The following is a 16,776-nucleotide window of genomic DNA, read 5'->3' as shown; positions in this document are numbered from 1 at the left end:
AGCCATTATGACCTTGTCCCTTTTTCCACAGTTTTCAGGTTTTCTTATGGCAGCTCATGTCTTGATCGTCGACAGTATCTCGGCGAACCGTATCTTGTTGAAAGTCAAATTGGCCGGCGCCTTTGTTCAAGTCGAACAGGCCGCCAGCGCTGGCGAGGCTTTGGATCTGCTTCAGGCAGATCTCCCAGACCTTCTGGTTCTGGGCGGAGATCTCGTTGACATGAGCGCGCTCACGCTCTGCGCCAAGATCAAAGAGAACCCCGCATTCGCCCATCTGCCCATCCTGCTTGTGCACACCGATGGCAGCCGCGCGGACCGCATCGCAGCTCTGCGCGCAGGCGCCGATGACGCCTTTGAAATGTCTGTCACCACCGACGCGCTTCTGGCGCGAATCCGCTCGATCATGCGCGCGCGCAACTCCTATGAAGAGCTGCGTCTGCGTGAACAGGCAGGCCGCCTGCCCGGTCTGGCGGACGCCATGCAGGGCTTTGACCGCCCCGCGCAGGTTCTGATTGCCGGCCACTCCACCGCGACGGGCCAGGAATGGTGCCGGCAGTTGCAGCGCATTGTGCCCTATGGTCTGCGCAGCCAGCCGCTGCCTGAAATCATGCGCGACATGTCACAGTTTAGTGCCCCGGATGCGATTGTCATCTCCCTGCAAACGGCCCTTCCAGAAGATGCGCTGCGCCTGCTGGCCGAGGTCCGTGCCCGCGCCACCACGCGTGAAGCCGCCGTGTTGGTCGTGCTGGATGAAAATAACGACTCCGCCCGCGTCAACGCACTCGATCTGGGTGCCAACGATGTGCTGAGCGATGGTTTTGATGCCGAAGAGGCTGCCCTGCGTCTGGACAGTATGATCGCACGCAAACGTCTTGCAGACCGGCTGCGCAAACGGGTGGACGATGGGCTTGCGGCGGCGGTCACGGATCCTCTGACCGGCCTGTTCAACCGCCGCTATGCGATGCCGCATCTGTCCAAAATGGCCCAGCATGCAGACACCCAACGCGCGGACTTCGCTGTCATGCTGGCCGATCTGGATCACTTCAAACGTGTGAACGACCGCTTTGGCCACGCCGCCGGGGATATGGTGCTCGCCGAGGTGGCGCGCCGGATGCGCCGCTGCCTGTCACAAACCGATCTGATTGCCCGCATGGGCGGTGAAGAATTCTTGATCGTAGCACAAACTGACAATGCTGAGGATGCGGCCAAGATTGCTGAGCGCCTGTGCGACGCCGTGCGGACGGAGCCTGTTGCCCTGCGGGGGCGTGACATTCAGATCCCCGTCACGGTCAGCATTGGGGTGGCCATGGGCAGTGAAATGCTCAAGGCCAAGAAAAACGCTCTGCCCAACTGCGCCAAATCACATGAGGCCATCGCCTCCGCATTGATTGATCGCGCAGATCAGGCACTCTATGGCGCCAAGGCCGAGGGCCGCGACAAGGTCACCCTGTCCTTGCCCGCCGCCTAACGCGCGCGCCCGCCTTCCCCACTTCGGCAAACGGTGCTCTCAAATAAGCAAAGCGCGCCCGGGGCGCGCTTTTGTGATCTTCACGGCATTTCAATTGCAAAAACCCTCTGTCACCGAAGGTCAGTTGTGTTTTTAATGGTGTTTTTTGTTCCCGTGTTTGCCATCATGCTTTCCACCCCGATCCTTGCGCGTGATCATCTCCTCAAAACGATCGGCATAGATCAGACGCTCGGCATCACTCATGGCATCAATTCGGCTCAGAAAGCTCTGGCGCGCAAGCATCCGGCGATCCGCGCTTGCCTGATCGAGCGCGCCCACCGTTTCTTGCAGCGCATCCACATCAAAAGGCTGTGCGCGCAACTGCTGCAGCGCGGCTTGATACAGCAACTGATCGCCACTACGATCCACCGAAGCTTCTCGGAAAGACCGCCGGATATCGCGCCCCACCGCGCGCTTGTCCTCATGGCTCAACGCCCGCACAAAGGGGGCGCTGAAGCGTTCACTTCCCCCGTCTGAACCATGGCGTTTGAAACTGAAGATGGCTCCGCCCACAACGCCTACAATCAGCAGGTTAAGCGCCAGCGATCCAATCAAAAGCGCCCGCATCACACCGCGCTTTCTGTTTTTGGTTTTGCTCTCTTCGCTCATTTTATTCCTCCACGTCCAGTTCAAGGGCGTAGCTCACGTCCAGATCGGACAAATAGGTTTGGGCACCCGTCCCAGAAAGATCAAGGCCAAGCGTATTGGTCATCAGCGTAGAGCCGGTCGCCACGCCAATCCAAACACCGGCAACACCGGCCATAGCCACGCCGCTCAAAGAGCCCCATCCCCCCAAAGCGGACAGAATACCCTGCCAGAGACTGGGCGTGCTGGCCTCGGCACAGGCCCCGGCATCATCGCGCGCCCAAGAGGCTTGCACCGCCTCGGCATCCGCCAGCACGCGCGCCATCAAATCCGGGTCGGGTGCCACACGCACGTCGGACCGTGCGGCAGCAAACAGATCATCCAGCATGTCATCGTCAAACTTATCAGCCATCGGTATACCCCAGTGCCTCGCGCTGATCCGCCAAAGCGGCAGCCAGCGCCCGTTTTCCCCGTGCCGTCAGACTTTCCACAGCCTCAACGCTGATCGTCATGACCTCTGCAATCTCCGGATTGCTCAACCCCTGTAAATGGCGCAAGGCCACCGCCTCTCTTTGCCGCTCAGGCAAAGTCGCCAAAGCCCTTTGTAGAGCCTCTGACCGCGCCTGATCCAGCATAGATTGCGCCGCCGTTTTGGCGTCATCCTCAGGCTCGGCAATCACATCAAGCGCCACCCCCTTGGCTTTGCGCAGCCGATCCGTACACAGATTGGCCGTGACGCGATATAACCATGTGGTGACCTTGGCTTCCCCTTGTCGCCACTCCGGTGCCTGGCGAAACAGGCGGATCATGGCCTCCTGCGCCACATCCTCTGCCTCTGCCCGATCTCCCAACATGCGAAACGCATGCGAAAACACTCGAGGCGTCAGCCTCAGCGTCAGCGCGCGCGCCGCCGTGTCGTCCCCATTGGCATAAAGCACCAACAAGGTATCATCAGGGACATCATCCTGTTGATCGTAGGGCATCGTCATAGTCTCGATGGCTAGCGTCTCTTCATGCGGGTTGCAATCTCGGGCAACCGCTGCCGCCCGAGGTCTGCCTGTCTCAAGGATCAGTTGCTCTGCGCATCTGCCCCACGGACTTTGCTGCCGCGCGCCTCTTTCGCGGCATCCCATTCCTCTTGGCTGATGGTGCCATCGCCATTGGTATCCAGCTTTTTGAACATCTCTGCCTTATGGGCCGCGCGCTTGCTCTGACGGTCTGCGGTGACAGCCTCATATTCTGCGATGGAGATTTTTCCGTCACCATCCGTGTCAAACTTGCCAAGCATCTTGGCCTGACGCTCTGTACTGGGCATCATTTCCTCCGGGCTCAATGTGCCATCCCCATTCGCATCTTTGCGCGAAAACATCCGCTCCGCGCCTTTCACCATACGGTCTTTGCCGTTTGCTTCGGCATGCGCCTTGAGCTCTTCCAGCGTGAGGCCGCCATCTTTGTCCGCATCCATTGCGTCAAACCGTGCTTGTGCCTGTGCCGCCAGTTCCTCGGGGGTGACAAAGCCATCCGCATTTGTATCCAACTGCTCAAAGTTAAGCATGTGGCCCCGATGGTGGCGCATCTTGCCGCCTTCTTTCGCAGCGGCTCCCACCGCAGTCACGCCCAGGGCTGCAACAACAACGGCTCCGATGATCATAGTGCTCTTCATCTCAATACTCTCCTGGTTAAGGGCCGTTTCCGGCGCCGGCTCATCGCCTGTTCAGTGATCCTAAAACGCCCGCGCTCCGCAGTTCCGTCGCATTTTCTGCATCTTTTTTTCTAACCGACTGAAAAGAGACAAAAAGAAATGCTACCGTGCCGACGCTGCCCAGCCGGATTTGCGACATCGCGACGCAAGTCCTTTTGACCTCTTTCATGTTTGCGCGAACGGGCACATCTTGGCGCAGCGAACAGCGAGGACCCGAGATGACCGATTCCACAGTGACCATCGAAGAAAGACCCATGAAACAGGCGCTTTTGCGCGGCTTTCGGTGCAAGTGCCCGAATTGCGGCGAAGGCCCGATGCTCAAAGGCTATCTGAAAGTGCGTGACCACTGCCCGGTCTGCAAAGAAGAATTTCACCACCACCGCGCCGATGATGGCCCGGCCTATCTGACCATTCTGATCGTGGGCCACCTTCTGGCACCGCTGCTTCATGTGGCCTTCGTGCACTGGCGCCCAGATCCTTGGATCCTTTTTACCGTTTTTGCGGTTGGCTGTGTCGGCCTCTCCCTCTACCTTCTCCCCAGAATGAAGGGGTGTGTGGTTGCGTTCCAATGGGCGCGCCGGATGCACGGGTTCGAATAAGACCCGGCGCCACCCCGCGACGCGAGGGGAGCACATCACAATGAGCATCGACAAAACCGCCATTCGCAATGCCGCAACGGTGATTGTGGTGCGTGACCGCGACACCAACCCAGCCATCCTGATGGGACAGCGCGGTGCCAAAGCGGCGTTCATGCCCAACAAAGTGGTGTTCCCCGGCGGTGCCGTGGATCCCGGGGATGCCCACATCCCTCTGGCTGCCCCCATTTCGGACTTTTGCGGCACACGCCTGCTTGAGGATTTGCGCGCAGATACCAATGCCAGCATCCTCCCCGCGCTGGCCGCTGCGGCAATCCGGGAACTCTGGGAAGAAACCGGGCTCATTCTGGGCCGCCCCGGCACCTGGGCGGTTACCCCCCCAGCAGATTGGGAAAGCTACGCCGCCACCGGCCATGTGCCGGATGCGCAGGCGCTGCAATTTGTCTTCCGCGCCATCACGCCTCCGGGCCGTCCGCGCCGCTTTGATGCGCGTTTCTTCCTGCTGGATGCAGAGGAGATTGTCAGCGATCTGGATGATTTTTCCGCCGCCTGCGAAGAACTCTCCCACCTTCAGTGGATCCCCATCAAAGACGTGCGCGGCTTTGATCTGCCCTTCATCACCGAGGTGGTTCTGGCCGAAATCGAAGCCCGCATCACCGATCGCACCCCGCCAGAGGCTGTGCCCTTCTTCCGGAACGATGACGAAGAGAGCCTCTTCATGCGCCTACACGGCCGCACACAGGATCACTGAACCGCGGCAGGTCCGGTTCAGCCCAATAGGATCAGTGCCAAAATCGACGCGGCCAGCAGCCCCATCCCCAGATATTCCCGGCGGCTGATGGTTTCACGGAAGATCAACACCGTGCCCAAAATGCCAAAGACCAACTCGATCTGCCCAACGGTTTTCACATATGCCGCGTTTTGCAGCGTAAAGGCGGTGAACCAACAGAAGCTGCCCGCCATGCTGGTCACGCCAACGAAACTCGCGCTGCGCCAGGCCCCCAGCACACGGCGCGCTTCTCCCGGCTCACGCATCCTCAGCCAGAGCCACATGCCCAGCATCTGCATCATGGTCACCGCCGCAAGGGTGATCAGCGCGCGCGCCATGGGCGCATCCACCGCCACCTGCAATGACGCCCCGCGATAACACACTGCCGAGACCCCAAAAAGCGCGCCAGCACTGAGACCCAGCGCAGCGGAAGGCGTCAAAATCCGCCGCCAGCCCTGCTGCCCACTTTCAATCGGCCCAGACAGGATCAACACACCACAGACCCCCAGCACAATCGCCAACAACCCGGTCAGGCTCACGCTTTCCCCAAGCACCAGCAACCCAACCAGCACCGTCAAAAGCACTTCGGTCTTGATAAACGCCATACCCACGGCAAAGTTGCGGCGCCCAAACAGCATGACAGTACAGACCGTCGCCGTAATCTGCGCTGCGCCGCCCACAATACCATATCCCCAGAACGCCAGCGGCAAAGGCGGCAGGCTCACCCGCCCGCTCAGCACCAGCGCAAGTAAAAGCCCAAAGGCCAGCGGCGCAGAATAGACAAACCGCGCAAACGTGGCGCCAGCGGCCGAAAGCGACACCTGCGCCAGATGTTTCTGCAACATGAAGCGTACGGTCTGAAAACCCGCAGCGGCGAGAGAGGCAATGATCCACAATTCCATGCCGCCTTCATGCCCTGCCCCCCTGACATTGTCACGTCCCGTTCGCCCTCCGGCCGGTTCGTCCCTCAGTACGGCGATCTTAGACGGGCAATCACCCGCGCCGCCCCCAATGGATATTGGACCAGACCCGCTCATAAATCAGGTAACAGCCAAAACCGATCACCGTGTTGATCAGCGCCATCTTCCCCCCAAGGCTGGCCGAGCCCGTGGCCAGCACCCCCACCAAGGTCATGGACACAATGCCAATCACATTCCAGATCACAGCTTTCACAAGCGAGCGGCGGCGTGTTTCCATAAATTCAGCCCATATGTCTTTGGTTTTTCACAAAAGCAGTAGCACCCCAAAGCATGTTGCGGCATTCTGGATGTAATTAACAAAAATCTGCATTGGGGATATTTATCATCATATGATAGAAATTATCGACAAACGCTTGCGCGCGGATCGGTTCCGCCAGCGCCTTGCCACGGCCATGCAGGACCGCGCCATGACACAGGCCGCGCTGGCTCGTCATATTGGCGTGGATCGCTCCACCATCAGCCAGCTTTTGAAAGACAGCGGCGCGCGGCTGCCCAATGCACAGGTCGTGGGTGAATGTGCTGCGGCGCTGGGCGTGTCTGCCGACTGGCTTCTGTCGCTCACCGATCGGCCGGAAAACACTGCTGATATACTGGCCAACGCGCTCACGGTGACCAAAGCGCCCCGCGCGCTGGTGGATGAACAGATCTTTGCCTGGCACAAAGAGGCGGCGGGCTACAAAATCCGCCATGTGCCAGCGGGCCTGCCCGATATGCTCAAAATTGATGAGATGCTGGTCTGGGAATACTCCGCCCATCTGGGGCGCACGACGGAACAGGCCATCAATGCCTCCCGTGACCGTCTTGATTGGATGCGATCCTCGCCTTCAGATTACGAAATTGCCTTGCCGCGCCATGAGCTTGCGGCCTTTGCACGCGGCGAAGGCTACTATACGGGCCTGCCCGAAGAGATCCGTACGCGTCAGCTTGCACATTTCGCCACGCTCAGCGCTCAGCTCTACCCCCGCATGCGGCTCTATCTGTTTGATGCGCACCGGCTGTTCTCAAGCCCGATCACGGTCTTTGGCCCGCTCTTGGCGGTGCTCTATCTGGGGCGGAACTATCTGGCCTTTCGCGACACCGAACGGGTCACAAGCTTCACCGAGCATTTTGATGATCTGGTACGCCAGGCCGATATCCCGGCGCGCCAGTTTGCTGATCACGTCTCAGCCCTCAAAACAGATGGCTGAAACCGCGCCTCTTTTATTCGCTGGCGCGCCGCACCAGAAGTGCCTCCAGCGTATAGACCAGAATGGCCAGACCGATGGCGCCCACGGCGGCCACCATCAACATGACAATCACATCAATGGGCCCGCCCAAATCGGCAAAGCTTGATTTTGTGGCCCATTGCACAAACAGCACCGCGCCCAGCGCCCCAAACGGCATGGACATCTGCGCCCAAAGGAACTTGCGCCAACTCACCGCACGATCCCGGATCAGCACAAAAAGATAGGCCAGCGTCACCACCACAGCAGCCAGCACCATGGCCCAGAATAGTCCTTTACCAAAGACTTCCTCAAACACCGCCCAAAGAGTTTCAAACGTCAGATCTTTCATCGCACCCTCCTCAGGCCTTGCCGCGCAGCATTGCATTGTAGGTCGCCTTCAGAGCCACCTCTTTCATCAACCAACTGATCCAAAGTTCTTCGAGCGGAGCAATCACTCCGGGGAAGCTCGGAACCAGATTGTCGTTATAGTCAAACTCGATCAGCATCGCGCGCCCAACCCGCGTGATCAGCGGACAGGAGGTATAGCCGTGATAGCTGGTCTCTGCAGTATCTCCGGCAATCTGCGCCACCAGATGATCCTCCACAACAGGGACCTGCCATTTGACGGAGGCCGCCGTCTTGCCCTTGGGCACGCCCGCCACATCGCCCAGCGCAAAGATTTCGGGATAACGACGATGGCGCAGATTGTGTTTATCCACTTCAACCCAGCCCTGATCGACCCATTTATCCGCCCAGCTGAGACCAGATTGACGCACCACATCTGGCGCACGTTGCGGCGGGATCACATGCAGATAATCATAGTCTCGCTCAACGCGCCCCTCTGGCGTGTCAAAAATCGCACGCTTCGCGCCGGGTTCAATGGCGCGCAGCACATGCGCGTATTGCGCATCAATGCCCCTGTCCCCAAACAGCATGCGCACCTTCTCGGCCACAATCGGCACCCCAAACAGGCTGTTGTTGTTGGCGGCATAAGTGAGGTCCATTTTGCCTCGTGTGCCGGCATCCCGCGCAATGTCGTCAATCAGAAACGTATGTTTGAGCGGCGCACCGGCGCATTTCATTTCGGTGGCTGGCCGCGTGAAAATCCCGACGCCGCCCTGCTCCACAAAAGCAGAGGCCGCCTGCCATGTACGTGCCGCGTACTCTGGTCCAGCGTAAAGCGCGCCAATCCCGTCTTTGCCCACAAGGTCCAACGAAAAACCTTCAATCGCCGCATGATCCAGCGTGAGCCCGGTGGCCACGATCAAATAGTCATAGGTCAGCGTCTCACCAGCCTGTAGGCGCAGCTTGCGCGCTTCCGGGTCGATTTCCGCCGCCCAGTCCGCCTTCAGCGTGACACCCTTGGGCAACCAATCCGTGGTTTGGCTCACGGAATAGCTGGCAGGTTTGAGCCCGGCAGCAATCAGACTGAAACCGGGCTGATACCAATGCTCAGCCCGCCCATCCACAATCGTGATCTGCGCCCCATCCAGCCGCTCCGTCAGGCGGTTGGCCAGCGCGGCACCTGCCGCACCCGCACCCAAAATAACGATATGCGCCTTGGTCTGAACCTGCGCCCGCGCCGCGCGCGCCCCGCCGGTTGCAGCCACGGCTCCCGCACCCGCCGCCATGCTCAAAAACGCGCGCCGACTGTGCGCCTCCTTCAAAATGTCTCTCAAGTCTTTGTCTCCCTAAACACATTCCATTAATGGAATGAGATTCAAAAGATGACTTTGACTTAGATCAATTGAAGACCCCGGCGCGCCTCTAGAGTTGAGGGTCCGGGTTGATGGTAAACCCATCCACCGCGATCACCTGCCCGCTGATCATCCGCGCCTTGTCAGAGGCCAGAAACGCGGCCATATCCGCCACATCCCGGCCCTCCACAAACGCCCCCAGCGCCGTGCCAGAGGCATAACCCTCATAGACCTGATCGCGCGTCATGCCCTTGGCCGCCGCTTCCCGCGCCAGCACGCCTTCCATGCGCGCCCCTTCCACCGCACCGGGGCAAATCACATTCGCCCGCACCCCATGCGGCCCAAGCTCCATCGCCAGCGTCTTGGTCAATCCAACTACCGCCCATTTGGCCGCCGCATAGGGCGCACGATAGGGATAGCCATATTGCCCCGCCGTAGAGCTGGTGACCACAATCGCACCCCGGCCCGCCGCCTTCATCATCGGCGCCGCATATTTTGCCGCAAGAAACGCCCCTTCCAGATTGACCGCCACACAGGCCTGCCAGTCCTGCAGATTTATATCCTCCACTGCCGCAGTAGGCCCCGCAACACCGGCATTTGCGCAAAGCGCATCCAAACCGCCCCAAGTCGCGTCAATCTCAGAAAACAACGCAGAAACAGCGCTTTCGTCGGTGACACTCATCTCAGTTTTGCGCCAATTCTCTGGCGCGGCAGCCAAGGCCGCACCATCCACATCTGCAATCCACACCTGCCAGCCATCACGCGCAAAAGCCTCCGCCATGGCAAAGCCAACCCCAGAGGCTCCCGCCGTGATCAGAACCCGCCCACTCATCGCGGCTGCCCCACATAGCGCCCAGCCCCCTCCGGAGCGGGCAACTTCGCCTGCGCTTCACAGATCATCTTCAGATTGGCGGCGATTTCTTCGCTAAACGGCGCTGGCCTACGGGTCTCTAGGCTCACATGGATCAGGATATGCTCCCCCGTCGCCAAAAGTTTTTCGCCCGCATACATCTCATGGAAGACATGCATCTTCTTGCCTTCCCCCATCAGCACGCGGGTATGTACCTCGATCACACTGCCCAGATGTGTCTCATCTATGTGCCGGATATGGGTCTCCGCGGTGAAAAAGCTCCCACCCGTGGCGATATAGGCCTGATCACAGCCAATGATCTCCATCAGCCGATCGGTGGCATCGGCAAAGGCATGCAGATAGCGGCTCTCGGTCATATGCCCGTTGTAATCCAGCCAGTCGATCGGCACCGCCCGGCGCACGGTCACAATCGGCTGGCTCGGGTCCGCAATCTCGCGGGCTGTGCGCACCATACCCGCCTCGGCAGAGAGCTTGGCATCATGCTGGTTCAACACCGCACCGGAGGCAAAATCCTGCGCCTTCAAGGCCCGCATCATCGCCACCAGATTGTTGTCGCGAATGCGCTCCATCTCACGAATGCTCATATGGCCGGATTGCGCGTCAGACTGCCCCGCAATCAGATCCACCAGCTCCTCGGTGAACTCGGGCACATCCATCAGCTTGGTCCAGGGCCATTCCAACGCAGGGCCAAACTGCGCCATGAAATGCTTCATCCCGGCCTCACCACCCGCCACGCGATAGGTGTCAAACAGCCCCATCTGCGCCCAGCGAATGCCAAAGCCCATACGGATCGCCTCATCAATCTCCTCGGTCGTGGCAATCCCGTCTTTCACCAGCCACAGCGCCTCACGCCACACGGCCTCCAAAAAACGATCCGCAATATGGGCATCAATCTCCTTGCGCACATGCAGCGGGAACATGCCCACCCCGGTCAGGATCTCCTTTACCCGCGCCACCATCTCCGGTGGGTTCTTCTCGGTGGGCACCACCTCAATCAACGGCATCAGGTAGACAGGATTAAACGGATGGGTCACCACGATCTGCTCAGGCCGCGAGGCGCAGCCCTGCAATTCGCTTGGCTTAAACCCACTGGTGGAGCTGCCGATGATGGCATCCTCGGCGCAATGCTCCTGCAAGGTCTGATAAACCTTCCGCTTCAGCTCCAGCCGCTCCGGTACGCTCTCCTGAATCCAAGCCGCGCCGTGCACAGCCTCAGACATGGTCTCATGAAAACTCAGCGCGCCTTCCGCTGGCAAAGCCGTGTCGCTCAACCCCGGCAGGCTCACCCGCGCATTGGCAATCACCTCGCCAATCTTGCGCTCCGCTTCCGGGTCCGGGTCAAACACCCGCACATCCCAGCCATTGAGCAGAAACCGCGCCGCCCATCCGCCGCCAATCACCCCGCCGCCGATAATCGCTGCTGTCTTTGTCACTGCACTCTCCTCCTGCCTGTCTGTGCGGTCTTACCGACCGCTCCGGCGCCCTGCCTCAGAGAGGCGGTTGCGCCACGTCATATAGTTTGTCGATGTCATATCCGTTCTGGGCCAACGCAGCCTCTGCCGCCGCGCGCTGACTCTCAGAGATCACCGGGTCACGTGCCAGAATCCAGCCGGTGCGTCCCGCCGGATTGCCAATCGCCACCACCGAATAGGCCTCATCAATCCACAGCACCCAATAATCACCACGCGCAAAAGGCAGCCAAGGCACAAAGGTCACTTTCAACTGACCACCCTCAACAACCCAGGCTTTGCCCTCCGCCGTGCTGAGCGGCCCATCCGGAGCCCCTTCGCGACAGCTGTTGAGCACTGAGATGTTACCGTCTTCACGCAGGCTGTATTCGGCGGTAACGCCTTCACAGCCCTTTTCAAATCGATTGGGAAAGCGTGCAATCTCGTGCCAACACCCCAAATACCGCTCCAGATCCAGCGTCTCTACCGCTTCAATCGGCACCTGCCTATCACGGTAGCGCTCCGCACTTGCCAAAGTCGCCCCAAGGCCAAACGCGGCAATGGCCGCTATGGAAGCTGTCCAAATTAAGCGTGTCATAGGCTGTCCTTTCTCAATCTCACCTGTGACAAATCTTAATCCCATGGGACGAAATCAACCTTTAGGCGTGCGATTTTCACACCGAAAATCGCACCGCCGCGATACCGTTGGAAAACCGACGCAATACAGACACGCCGTGTGTTGCGCACCAAATCCGATTTGAGCGCAAACCTAGTGCCACCGTCCGCTGCCGTTGCCGCAACACCTCAGCCCTTCGGCGCGCGTTTCACCAGACCCAACTTTTCACGCACTTCAGCCGGGCCAATCACCCGAGTCCCCATGTTCTCAATGATGGTGCCTGCGCGTTCCACCAGCTGCCAGTTTTCAGCCAGCACACCTTTGTCGAGCCACAGGTTGTCCTCAAGCCCAACGCGCACATTGCCCCCCGCCAGCACAGAGGCCGCCACATAAGCCATCTGATCCCGGCCCAGCGAGAAGGCCGACCAATCCCAATCAGAGGGCACATTGTTGACCATCGCCATAAAGGTGTTGAGATCATTTGGTGCGCCCCACGGCACCCCCATGCACAGTTGCACCAACGCCGGGGAGGTCAGAACGCCCTCTTTTACCAGCTGAGTAGCGAACCACAGATGCCCCGTGTCAAAGGCCTCAATCTCTGGCTTCACCCCCAGATCAGTCATCATCTGCCCCATCGCACGCAGCATGCCCGGCGTGTTGGTCATCACATAATCAGCTTCGGCAAAGTTCATCGTGCCGCAATCCAGCGTACAGATTTCTGGCAAACACTCCACCACATGCGCCATCCGCTCCGTGGCCCCCACCATGTCGGTGCCATTCTCATTGACCGGAAGCGGGTTTTCAGTGTCACCAAACACCATATCACCGCCCATGCCAGCGGTCAGGTTCAGCACCATATCCACCTCGCTGTCGCGAATGCGGTCCGTCACCTCACGGTAGAGATTAAGATCGCGGCTCGGCGCGCCGGTGTCCGGGTCGCGCACATGACAATGCACCACCGCCGCGCCTGCTTTCGCTGCGGCAATCGCACTCTCGGCAATCTGCTTCGGGCTACGCGGCACATGCGGGCTGCGATCCTGCGTCCCGCCCGAACCGGTCACGGCACAGGTGATGAAAACCTCACGATTCATTTGCAGCGGCATGGTGATTCCTTTCTGACATCTGACCCAACCGTACCGCGCTTGCCACGCAACACTTTTCATTTTACGCAGGTGATATGTCAAAATCCGCAGAAACCAATATTTTTCATCCCAACCCGACGCCATTGAACACCGCCATTCTGGTACTGGATGAGTGCAACACGCTGAGCTTTGCCGCCACAGTAGACCCGATGCGCGCCGCCAACCGCCGCGCCGGAAAAACGCTCTTTCGCTGGCAGTTCTACACCGCCACAGAGGCCCCGGCGACATTGACAAGTGGATTGCAGATCAACGGCTTAGCCATCGAACAACTGCTCTCCTGCGATCTGCTTCTGGTGGTTGCGGGCTTTCGCCTCAAAGAGCAAGCCACGCCGCGCCTGCTCGCCTCATTGCGCCGCCTCTATGACAGCGGTGCCTCTATCGCCGCCATCGATGGCGGCCCCTGGTTTCTCGCGCAGGCCGGACTTCTAGACGGCCACACGGCCACCACACACTGGGAAGACATAGAAGAATTCTCTATTAAATTTCCGAATGTTACCACAATCCGCGATCGCTTTTGCCTCTCCGGCCGCTTCGCCACATCCGGCGGTGCCAGCCCCTGTATCGACATGATGCTCTACCTGATCGAAACCCGCTACGGTGCCGATCTGGCCCGCCGTGTCAGCAGCGCCTTTCTCTATGATCCAATGCCCGCCAGCGCCCAGCGCCCGATCTCTTTGCCACGTGCAATCCACCACCACCCTCAGATGACTAAGGCGTTGGACATAATGAGCCAATCCCTTGATGCACCGAAGAAAATCACAGAAGTCGCTCAGCTTCTGGGTCTCTCCACACGCACATTGGAACTGACGTTCCAATCCCATCTTCAGGCCACACCACAAGCCGTCTACCTGCGCATGCGACTGGAAGAGGCTCTGCGCCTGGCCACGGACACCACCCTTCCTGTCCGCGACATCGCCCTGCTGACCGGTTTTTCCAGCCCTACTAGCTTCGCCCGCGCCTTCAAATCTGCCCACGCCACGTCTGTGCGCGCCCTAAGAGAAGACCGCTAAACACTTCATTTGACTATAAATATCCCCGCCGGAGGCAAGAAGTTATCGTGCCACGCGCAGCAAAGCCTCCACATCCAGATGGCGCTCCATATGCGCCGCCAGATCGTCCAAAACAGCCTCCACAGTGGCATCATATCCAGCTTGGCCCGCTTCTGCCCCAAGTGCAGACAGCCAAGCCGCGCGGAACCCGTCATCGCGAAACATCCCATGCAGATAGCTGCCGCTGATCCGCCCATTCGCAGACACCGCCCCTTCATCACGCCCAGCCACCCGCGCAAAGGGGCGCGCGCGGTCCTCTCCATCGGTTCGTCCAATGTGGATTTCATAGCCACAAAAACTCTGCCCGGAGGCAACATGCACTGCCTCTGTTTCGGTCAGCCGCTTGTCTGCAGTCATCTCCGTGACCACATTTAAGAGCCCCAGCCCTTCGGTCTCCCCAGCAGGGCCCTCAATCCCATCCGGATCCTGCACAGAAACGCCAAGCATTTGATACCCACCACAAATCCCAAGCACATGCCCGCCACGACGCACATGCGCGGCAAGATCGATATCCCACCCCTGCGCACGCAGAAACGCCAGATCGCCACGGGTGGATTTGCTGCCCGGAATGATCACCACATCGGCATCGCCGGGGATCGGCGCGCCTGCGCGCAGCATGGTCAACGACACGCCGGGCTCCTGTGCCAGCGGATCAAGATCGTCAAAATTGGCAATCCGCGACAGGCCAAGGCACACCACCTTGAGCCCCCCGTCGCGCTTGGCGTTTTTGATGTCCAGCGCATCCTCTGCGGGCAGTTTCCACGCATCCCCAAAATAGGGCAACACGCCAAACCCAGGCCATCCAGTCCGTTGTTTGATGAAGTCATAGCCGTCATCAAACAAACTGGGATCGCCCCGAAATTTGTTGATCATAAACCCGGCAACCTTGGCTGCATCTTCCTGAGAGATTACCGCCTGCGTGCCAATGACCTGTGCAATCACGCCGCCCCGGTCGATGTCTCCGGCCAGCACAACAGGCACATCCGCGGCTTGCGCAAAGCCCATATTGGCAATGTCTCCCCGGCGCAGGTTCACCTCTGCCGGGCTGCCTGCACCCTCGACAATCACCAGATCATTCTGTGCTTTCAATCGGTTGAAGCTTTCTAGCACCGCCTCCATCAACTGCGGTTTCAGCTTGGCGTAATCGCGCGCCTTTGCCGTGGTCAGCCGCTTACCCTGCACCACAACCTGGGCACCCACATCTGTCTCAGGCTTTAGCAGAACCGGGTTCATATCCACCGTCAGCGCCTTGCCACAGGCCATCGCTTGCAGCGCCTGCGCCCGCCCGATCTCCCCGCCGTCAGAGGTCACCGCCGCATTGTTGGACATGTTCTGAGGCTTAAACGGTGCCACCGACAGCCCGCGTTTCACCGCAGCCCGACACAGCCCCGCGACCAGCATTGACTTGCCCACATTGGAGCCAGTGCCTTGAATCATAAGCGCTTTGGTCACATCACACCTGTTTGGGTAAAAAAGCCTCAACGGCTGCTGAGGCGATGACCAGCACATTGCCATCATCTGGATTGGTCACATTCATCCCACCAAACACGGCCTTCACTTCGGCCCGGCCTCGCGGCAGTTTTTCCACAAGCGCGGCGCAATCCACTTGCTCTGGTGCTTGTACTCCCACGGTCACCTGCACCCGCATCTCTTTGGGATCCTTGCCCAAAGCCGCGAACAGCGGAATCGAAGAATGCCGGATGGCATCCTCAATCGCCCGCGCAGCCGCTTTGGTGTAATCTTGACCATATTGGTCGTTGCCCATGCCTATTTCGATGATGAAACGCTGCTCGCTCATGCCACATCCTCCACATCAAGCGCCACGGAAATGGCCACATTGGCCATCACGGTCGGATTGCCGCCATCCGTGCGCGGCACATCCAGCCCACCTTTCACCGCCTTTACAGTGACTTGGCCATAAGGAAAGATCGCCGCGATCACCTCTGTGTCGAGCTGTTCCGGCTGCTGCACCGCGACCTCAACAGTGATGATCATCTCCGCTTTGTCTTTGCCAAACAGCTCCGCAAGATTGATCGAATTGTGCCACAACGCATCTTTCACCGCGCGACTTGCCGCCTCGGTATAATCCTGACGGCGCAGCGAAGTCCCCATGCCAAATTCGGTCAGAAGGCGTTTTATCATTCTGATTTTCCTTTAAAAGTTGACCGTAAAAACACTGCCACAGCAACAAGCACGATCAGACATTCCACCTTAAAAGTCCAATGGGCCATGAAGGATTTTATCCAATGACCATGCGTCGCCTGCACCGTCACAAGCGTCGTCGCTCCCTCAAAAAACGGCCAGCCCCAGCTTACCTTACCAGCAATACTATCAAGCATCAGATGGAACAGTGCGCCACACCCCACCGCGATCAGAAACGGACGCCGGAGTAGAAGCCCAAACAAGAGCAAACCCGCCCAAAGTATCGGCCTGTGGGTCAGGTAGTCGTGATGATGTGTGCTTTGGCTATCCACAAAAAAGAACCAAAGCATGTCAAAATCCGGCGCGATACTGCCCAGCAAAATGCCCCAGAAAATGGCTTTTGACGCGCCAGCACCCTGCGCTCCCTTGGCCGCAAGATATCCTGCGGGGAGATGCGCGATCAGCAC

21 protein-coding genes are annotated in these 16,776 nt (G+C 59.1%); 5 read left to right on the top strand and 16 right to left on the bottom strand.

Going from position 1 to position 16,776, the window contains the following annotated elements:
• Positions 1-46: 46 nt before the first annotated feature.
• A complete protein-coding gene (locus tag SHM7688_RS13105; protein ID WP_158500700.1) occupies positions 47-1,468 on the top strand; it encodes a diguanylate cyclase in 1,422 nt (473 codons plus the stop codon).
• Between the two features lie 132 nt (positions 1,469-1,600).
• Here SHM7688_RS13105 and SHM7688_RS13100 read toward each other — a convergent pair whose 3' ends face one another.
• The 4 genes from SHM7688_RS13100 to SHM7688_RS13085 form a co-directional block, all read right to left on the bottom strand.
• On the bottom strand, positions 1,601-2,116 hold the full coding sequence (locus tag SHM7688_RS13100) for a periplasmic heavy metal sensor (protein WP_058240394.1): 516 nt from the start codon (positions 2,114-2,116) through the stop codon (positions 1,601-1,603).
• 1 nt (position 2,117) lies between these two features.
• On the bottom strand, positions 2,118-2,504 hold the full coding sequence (locus tag SHM7688_RS13095; protein WP_058240393.1) for a hypothetical protein: 387 nt from the start codon (positions 2,502-2,504) through the stop codon (positions 2,118-2,120).
• Positions 2,497-3,081: an RNA polymerase sigma factor gene (locus SHM7688_RS13090; protein ID WP_058240392.1), complete on the bottom strand. Its 585-nt coding sequence runs from the start codon at positions 3,079-3,081 to the stop codon at positions 2,497-2,499. Before SHM7688_RS13090 ends, SHM7688_RS13095 begins: the two co-directional genes overlap by 8 nt.
• Positions 3,082-3,161: 80 nt before the next feature.
• Positions 3,162-3,755 (bottom strand): EF-hand domain-containing protein, encoded by a 594-nt coding sequence (locus tag SHM7688_RS13085; protein WP_083499059.1) that lies wholly within the window; start codon positions 3,753-3,755, stop codon positions 3,162-3,164.
• A gap of 257 nt (positions 3,756-4,012) precedes the next feature.
• On the opposite strand from SHM7688_RS13085, the gene SHM7688_RS13080 reads away from it, so the two are divergent.
• The gene (locus SHM7688_RS13080) at positions 4,013-4,393 is read left to right on the top strand and encodes a DUF983 domain-containing protein (protein ID WP_058240927.1); all 381 of its coding nucleotides are present in this window, start codon (positions 4,013-4,015) and stop codon (positions 4,391-4,393) included.
• Positions 4,394-4,433: 40 nt separating this feature from the next.
• Positions 4,434-5,141 carry an NUDIX hydrolase gene (locus SHM7688_RS13075; protein WP_058240390.1) on the top strand — a complete coding sequence of 236 codons (708 nt, stop codon included), beginning with the start codon at positions 4,434-4,436 and terminating at the stop codon, positions 5,139-5,141.
• Positions 5,142-5,158: 17 nt separating this feature from the next.
• On the opposite strand, the gene SHM7688_RS13070 is transcribed toward SHM7688_RS13075, so the two are convergent.
• Together SHM7688_RS13070 and SHM7688_RS13065 are read right to left on the bottom strand one after the other, a co-directional pair.
• On the bottom strand, positions 5,159-6,061 hold the full coding sequence (locus SHM7688_RS13070; RefSeq protein ID WP_058240389.1) for an EamA family transporter: 903 nt from the start codon (positions 6,059-6,061) through the stop codon (positions 5,159-5,161).
• A 91-nt stretch (positions 6,062-6,152) separates the two neighbouring features.
• Positions 6,153-6,356, bottom strand: a complete 204-nt coding sequence (locus SHM7688_RS13065; RefSeq protein WP_058240388.1) for a DUF2061 domain-containing protein — start codon at positions 6,354-6,356, stop codon at positions 6,153-6,155.
• Positions 6,357-6,468: 112 nt separating this feature from the next.
• Here SHM7688_RS13065 and SHM7688_RS13060 point away from each other — a divergent pair, with 112 nt between their 5' ends.
• On the top strand, positions 6,469-7,326 hold the full coding sequence (locus SHM7688_RS13060) for a helix-turn-helix domain-containing protein (RefSeq protein ID WP_058240387.1): 858 nt from the start codon (positions 6,469-6,471) through the stop codon (positions 7,324-7,326).
• Positions 7,327-7,339: 13 nt separating this feature from the next.
• Here the strand turns inward: SHM7688_RS13060 and SHM7688_RS13055 are convergent, their stop codons facing one another.
• From SHM7688_RS13055 to bcoG, 6 genes are all read right to left on the bottom strand, one after another.
• Positions 7,340-7,693 carry a DUF5368 domain-containing protein gene (locus SHM7688_RS13055; protein WP_058240386.1) on the bottom strand — a complete coding sequence of 118 codons (354 nt, stop codon included), beginning with the start codon at positions 7,691-7,693 and terminating at the stop codon, positions 7,340-7,342.
• A gap of 10 nt (positions 7,694-7,703) precedes the next feature.
• Entirely contained in the window at positions 7,704-9,023 is a 1,320-nt protein-coding gene (locus SHM7688_RS13050) for an NAD(P)/FAD-dependent oxidoreductase (RefSeq protein ID WP_503167634.1), read from the bottom strand.
• Positions 9,024-9,111: 88 nt separating this feature from the next.
• Positions 9,112-9,873 (bottom strand): SDR family oxidoreductase, encoded by a 762-nt coding sequence (locus SHM7688_RS13045; RefSeq protein WP_058240385.1) that lies wholly within the window; start codon positions 9,871-9,873, stop codon positions 9,112-9,114.
• On the bottom strand, positions 9,870-11,345 hold the full coding sequence (locus SHM7688_RS13040) for a carnitine 3-dehydrogenase (RefSeq protein WP_058240384.1): 1,476 nt from the start codon (positions 11,343-11,345) through the stop codon (positions 9,870-9,872). Before SHM7688_RS13040 ends, SHM7688_RS13045 begins: the two co-directional genes overlap by 4 nt.
• 55 nt (positions 11,346-11,400) lie before the next feature.
• Positions 11,401-11,958: a lipocalin family protein gene (locus SHM7688_RS13035; protein ID WP_058240383.1), complete on the bottom strand. Its 558-nt coding sequence runs from the start codon at positions 11,956-11,958 to the stop codon at positions 11,401-11,403.
• A gap of 206 nt (positions 11,959-12,164) precedes the next feature.
• Complete coding sequence (gene bcoG / locus SHM7688_RS13030) at positions 12,165-13,079, bottom strand: 3-dehydrocarnitine:acetyl-CoA trimethylamine transferase BcoG (RefSeq protein WP_058240382.1); 915 nt, start codon at positions 13,077-13,079, stop codon at positions 12,165-12,167.
• Positions 13,080-13,153: 74 nt separating this feature from the next.
• Here bcoG and SHM7688_RS13025 point away from each other — a divergent pair, with 74 nt between their 5' ends.
• Positions 13,154-14,128 carry a GlxA family transcriptional regulator gene (locus SHM7688_RS13025; RefSeq protein ID WP_058240381.1) on the top strand — a complete coding sequence of 325 codons (975 nt, stop codon included), beginning with the start codon at positions 13,154-13,156 and terminating at the stop codon, positions 14,126-14,128.
• A 42-nt stretch (positions 14,129-14,170) separates the two neighbouring features.
• On the opposite strand, the gene SHM7688_RS13020 is transcribed toward SHM7688_RS13025, so the two are convergent.
• From SHM7688_RS13020 to SHM7688_RS13005, 4 genes are read right to left on the bottom strand one after another with little or no spacing between them, the layout of a single operon-like run.
• On the bottom strand, positions 14,171-15,619 hold the full coding sequence (locus SHM7688_RS13020; protein WP_058240380.1) for a cobyric acid synthase: 1,449 nt from the start codon (positions 15,617-15,619) through the stop codon (positions 14,171-14,173).
• Position 15,620: 1 nt separating this feature from the next.
• Positions 15,621-15,965 carry a Lin0512 family protein gene (locus SHM7688_RS13015; RefSeq protein WP_058240379.1) on the bottom strand — a complete coding sequence of 115 codons (345 nt, stop codon included), beginning with the start codon at positions 15,963-15,965 and terminating at the stop codon, positions 15,621-15,623.
• Positions 15,962-16,309 carry a Lin0512 family protein gene (locus SHM7688_RS13010; protein WP_058240378.1) on the bottom strand — a complete coding sequence of 116 codons (348 nt, stop codon included), beginning with the start codon at positions 16,307-16,309 and terminating at the stop codon, positions 15,962-15,964. The genes SHM7688_RS13015 and SHM7688_RS13010 overlap by 4 nt, the downstream gene beginning before the upstream one ends.
• Complete coding sequence (locus SHM7688_RS13005) at positions 16,306-16,776, bottom strand: metal-dependent hydrolase (protein ID WP_058240377.1); 471 nt, start codon at positions 16,774-16,776, stop codon at positions 16,306-16,308. Before SHM7688_RS13005 ends, SHM7688_RS13010 begins: the two co-directional genes overlap by 4 nt.

Origin of the sequence: Shimia marina (assembly GCF_001458175.1) — a bacterium.
GTDB lineage: Bacteria > Pseudomonadota > Alphaproteobacteria > Rhodobacterales > Rhodobacteraceae > Shimia > Shimia marina.
The sequence above is the reverse complement of the archived record's forward strand: the minus strand, read 5'-3'. Positions and strand labels throughout refer to the sequence as shown.

Coding starts and splice junctions, on each gene's coding strand:
- SHM7688_RS13105 (WP_158500700.1), top strand. CDS start 47: ATGGCAGCTCATGTCTTGATCGTCGACAGTATCTCGGCGAACCGTATC.
- SHM7688_RS13100 (WP_058240394.1), bottom strand. CDS start 2,116: ATGAGCGAAGAGAGCAAAACCAAAAACAGAAAGCGCGGTGTGATGCGG.
- SHM7688_RS13095 (WP_058240393.1), bottom strand. CDS start 2,504: ATGGCTGATAAGTTTGACGATGACATGCTGGATGATCTGTTTGCTGCC.
- SHM7688_RS13090 (WP_058240392.1), bottom strand. CDS start 3,081: ATGACGATGCCCTACGATCAACAGGATGATGTCCCTGATGATACCTTG.
- SHM7688_RS13085 (WP_083499059.1), bottom strand. CDS start 3,755: ATGAAGAGCACTATGATCATCGGAGCCGTTGTTGTTGCAGCCCTGGGC.
- SHM7688_RS13080 (WP_058240927.1), top strand. CDS start 4,013: ATGACCGATTCCACAGTGACCATCGAAGAAAGACCCATGAAACAGGCG.
- SHM7688_RS13075 (WP_058240390.1), top strand. CDS start 4,434: ATGAGCATCGACAAAACCGCCATTCGCAATGCCGCAACGGTGATTGTG.
- SHM7688_RS13070 (WP_058240389.1), bottom strand. CDS start 6,061: ATGGAATTGTGGATCATTGCCTCTCTCGCCGCTGCGGGTTTTCAGACC.
- SHM7688_RS13065 (WP_058240388.1), bottom strand. CDS start 6,356: ATGGAAACACGCCGCCGCTCGCTTGTGAAAGCTGTGATCTGGAATGTG.
- SHM7688_RS13060 (WP_058240387.1), top strand. CDS start 6,469: ATGATAGAAATTATCGACAAACGCTTGCGCGCGGATCGGTTCCGCCAG.
- SHM7688_RS13055 (WP_058240386.1), bottom strand. CDS start 7,693: ATGAAAGATCTGACGTTTGAAACTCTTTGGGCGGTGTTTGAGGAAGTC.
- SHM7688_RS13045 (WP_058240385.1), bottom strand. CDS start 9,873: ATGAGTGGGCGGGTTCTGATCACGGCGGGAGCCTCTGGGGTTGGCTTT.
- SHM7688_RS13035 (WP_058240383.1), bottom strand. CDS start 11,958: ATGACACGCTTAATTTGGACAGCTTCCATAGCGGCCATTGCCGCGTTT.
- bcoG (WP_058240382.1), bottom strand. CDS start 13,079: ATGCCGCTGCAAATGAATCGTGAGGTTTTCATCACCTGTGCCGTGACC.
- SHM7688_RS13025 (WP_058240381.1), top strand. CDS start 13,154: ATGTCAAAATCCGCAGAAACCAATATTTTTCATCCCAACCCGACGCCA.
- SHM7688_RS13015 (WP_058240379.1), bottom strand. CDS start 15,965: ATGAGCGAGCAGCGTTTCATCATCGAAATAGGCATGGGCAACGACCAA.
- SHM7688_RS13010 (WP_058240378.1), bottom strand. CDS start 16,309: ATGATAAAACGCCTTCTGACCGAATTTGGCATGGGGACTTCGCTGCGC.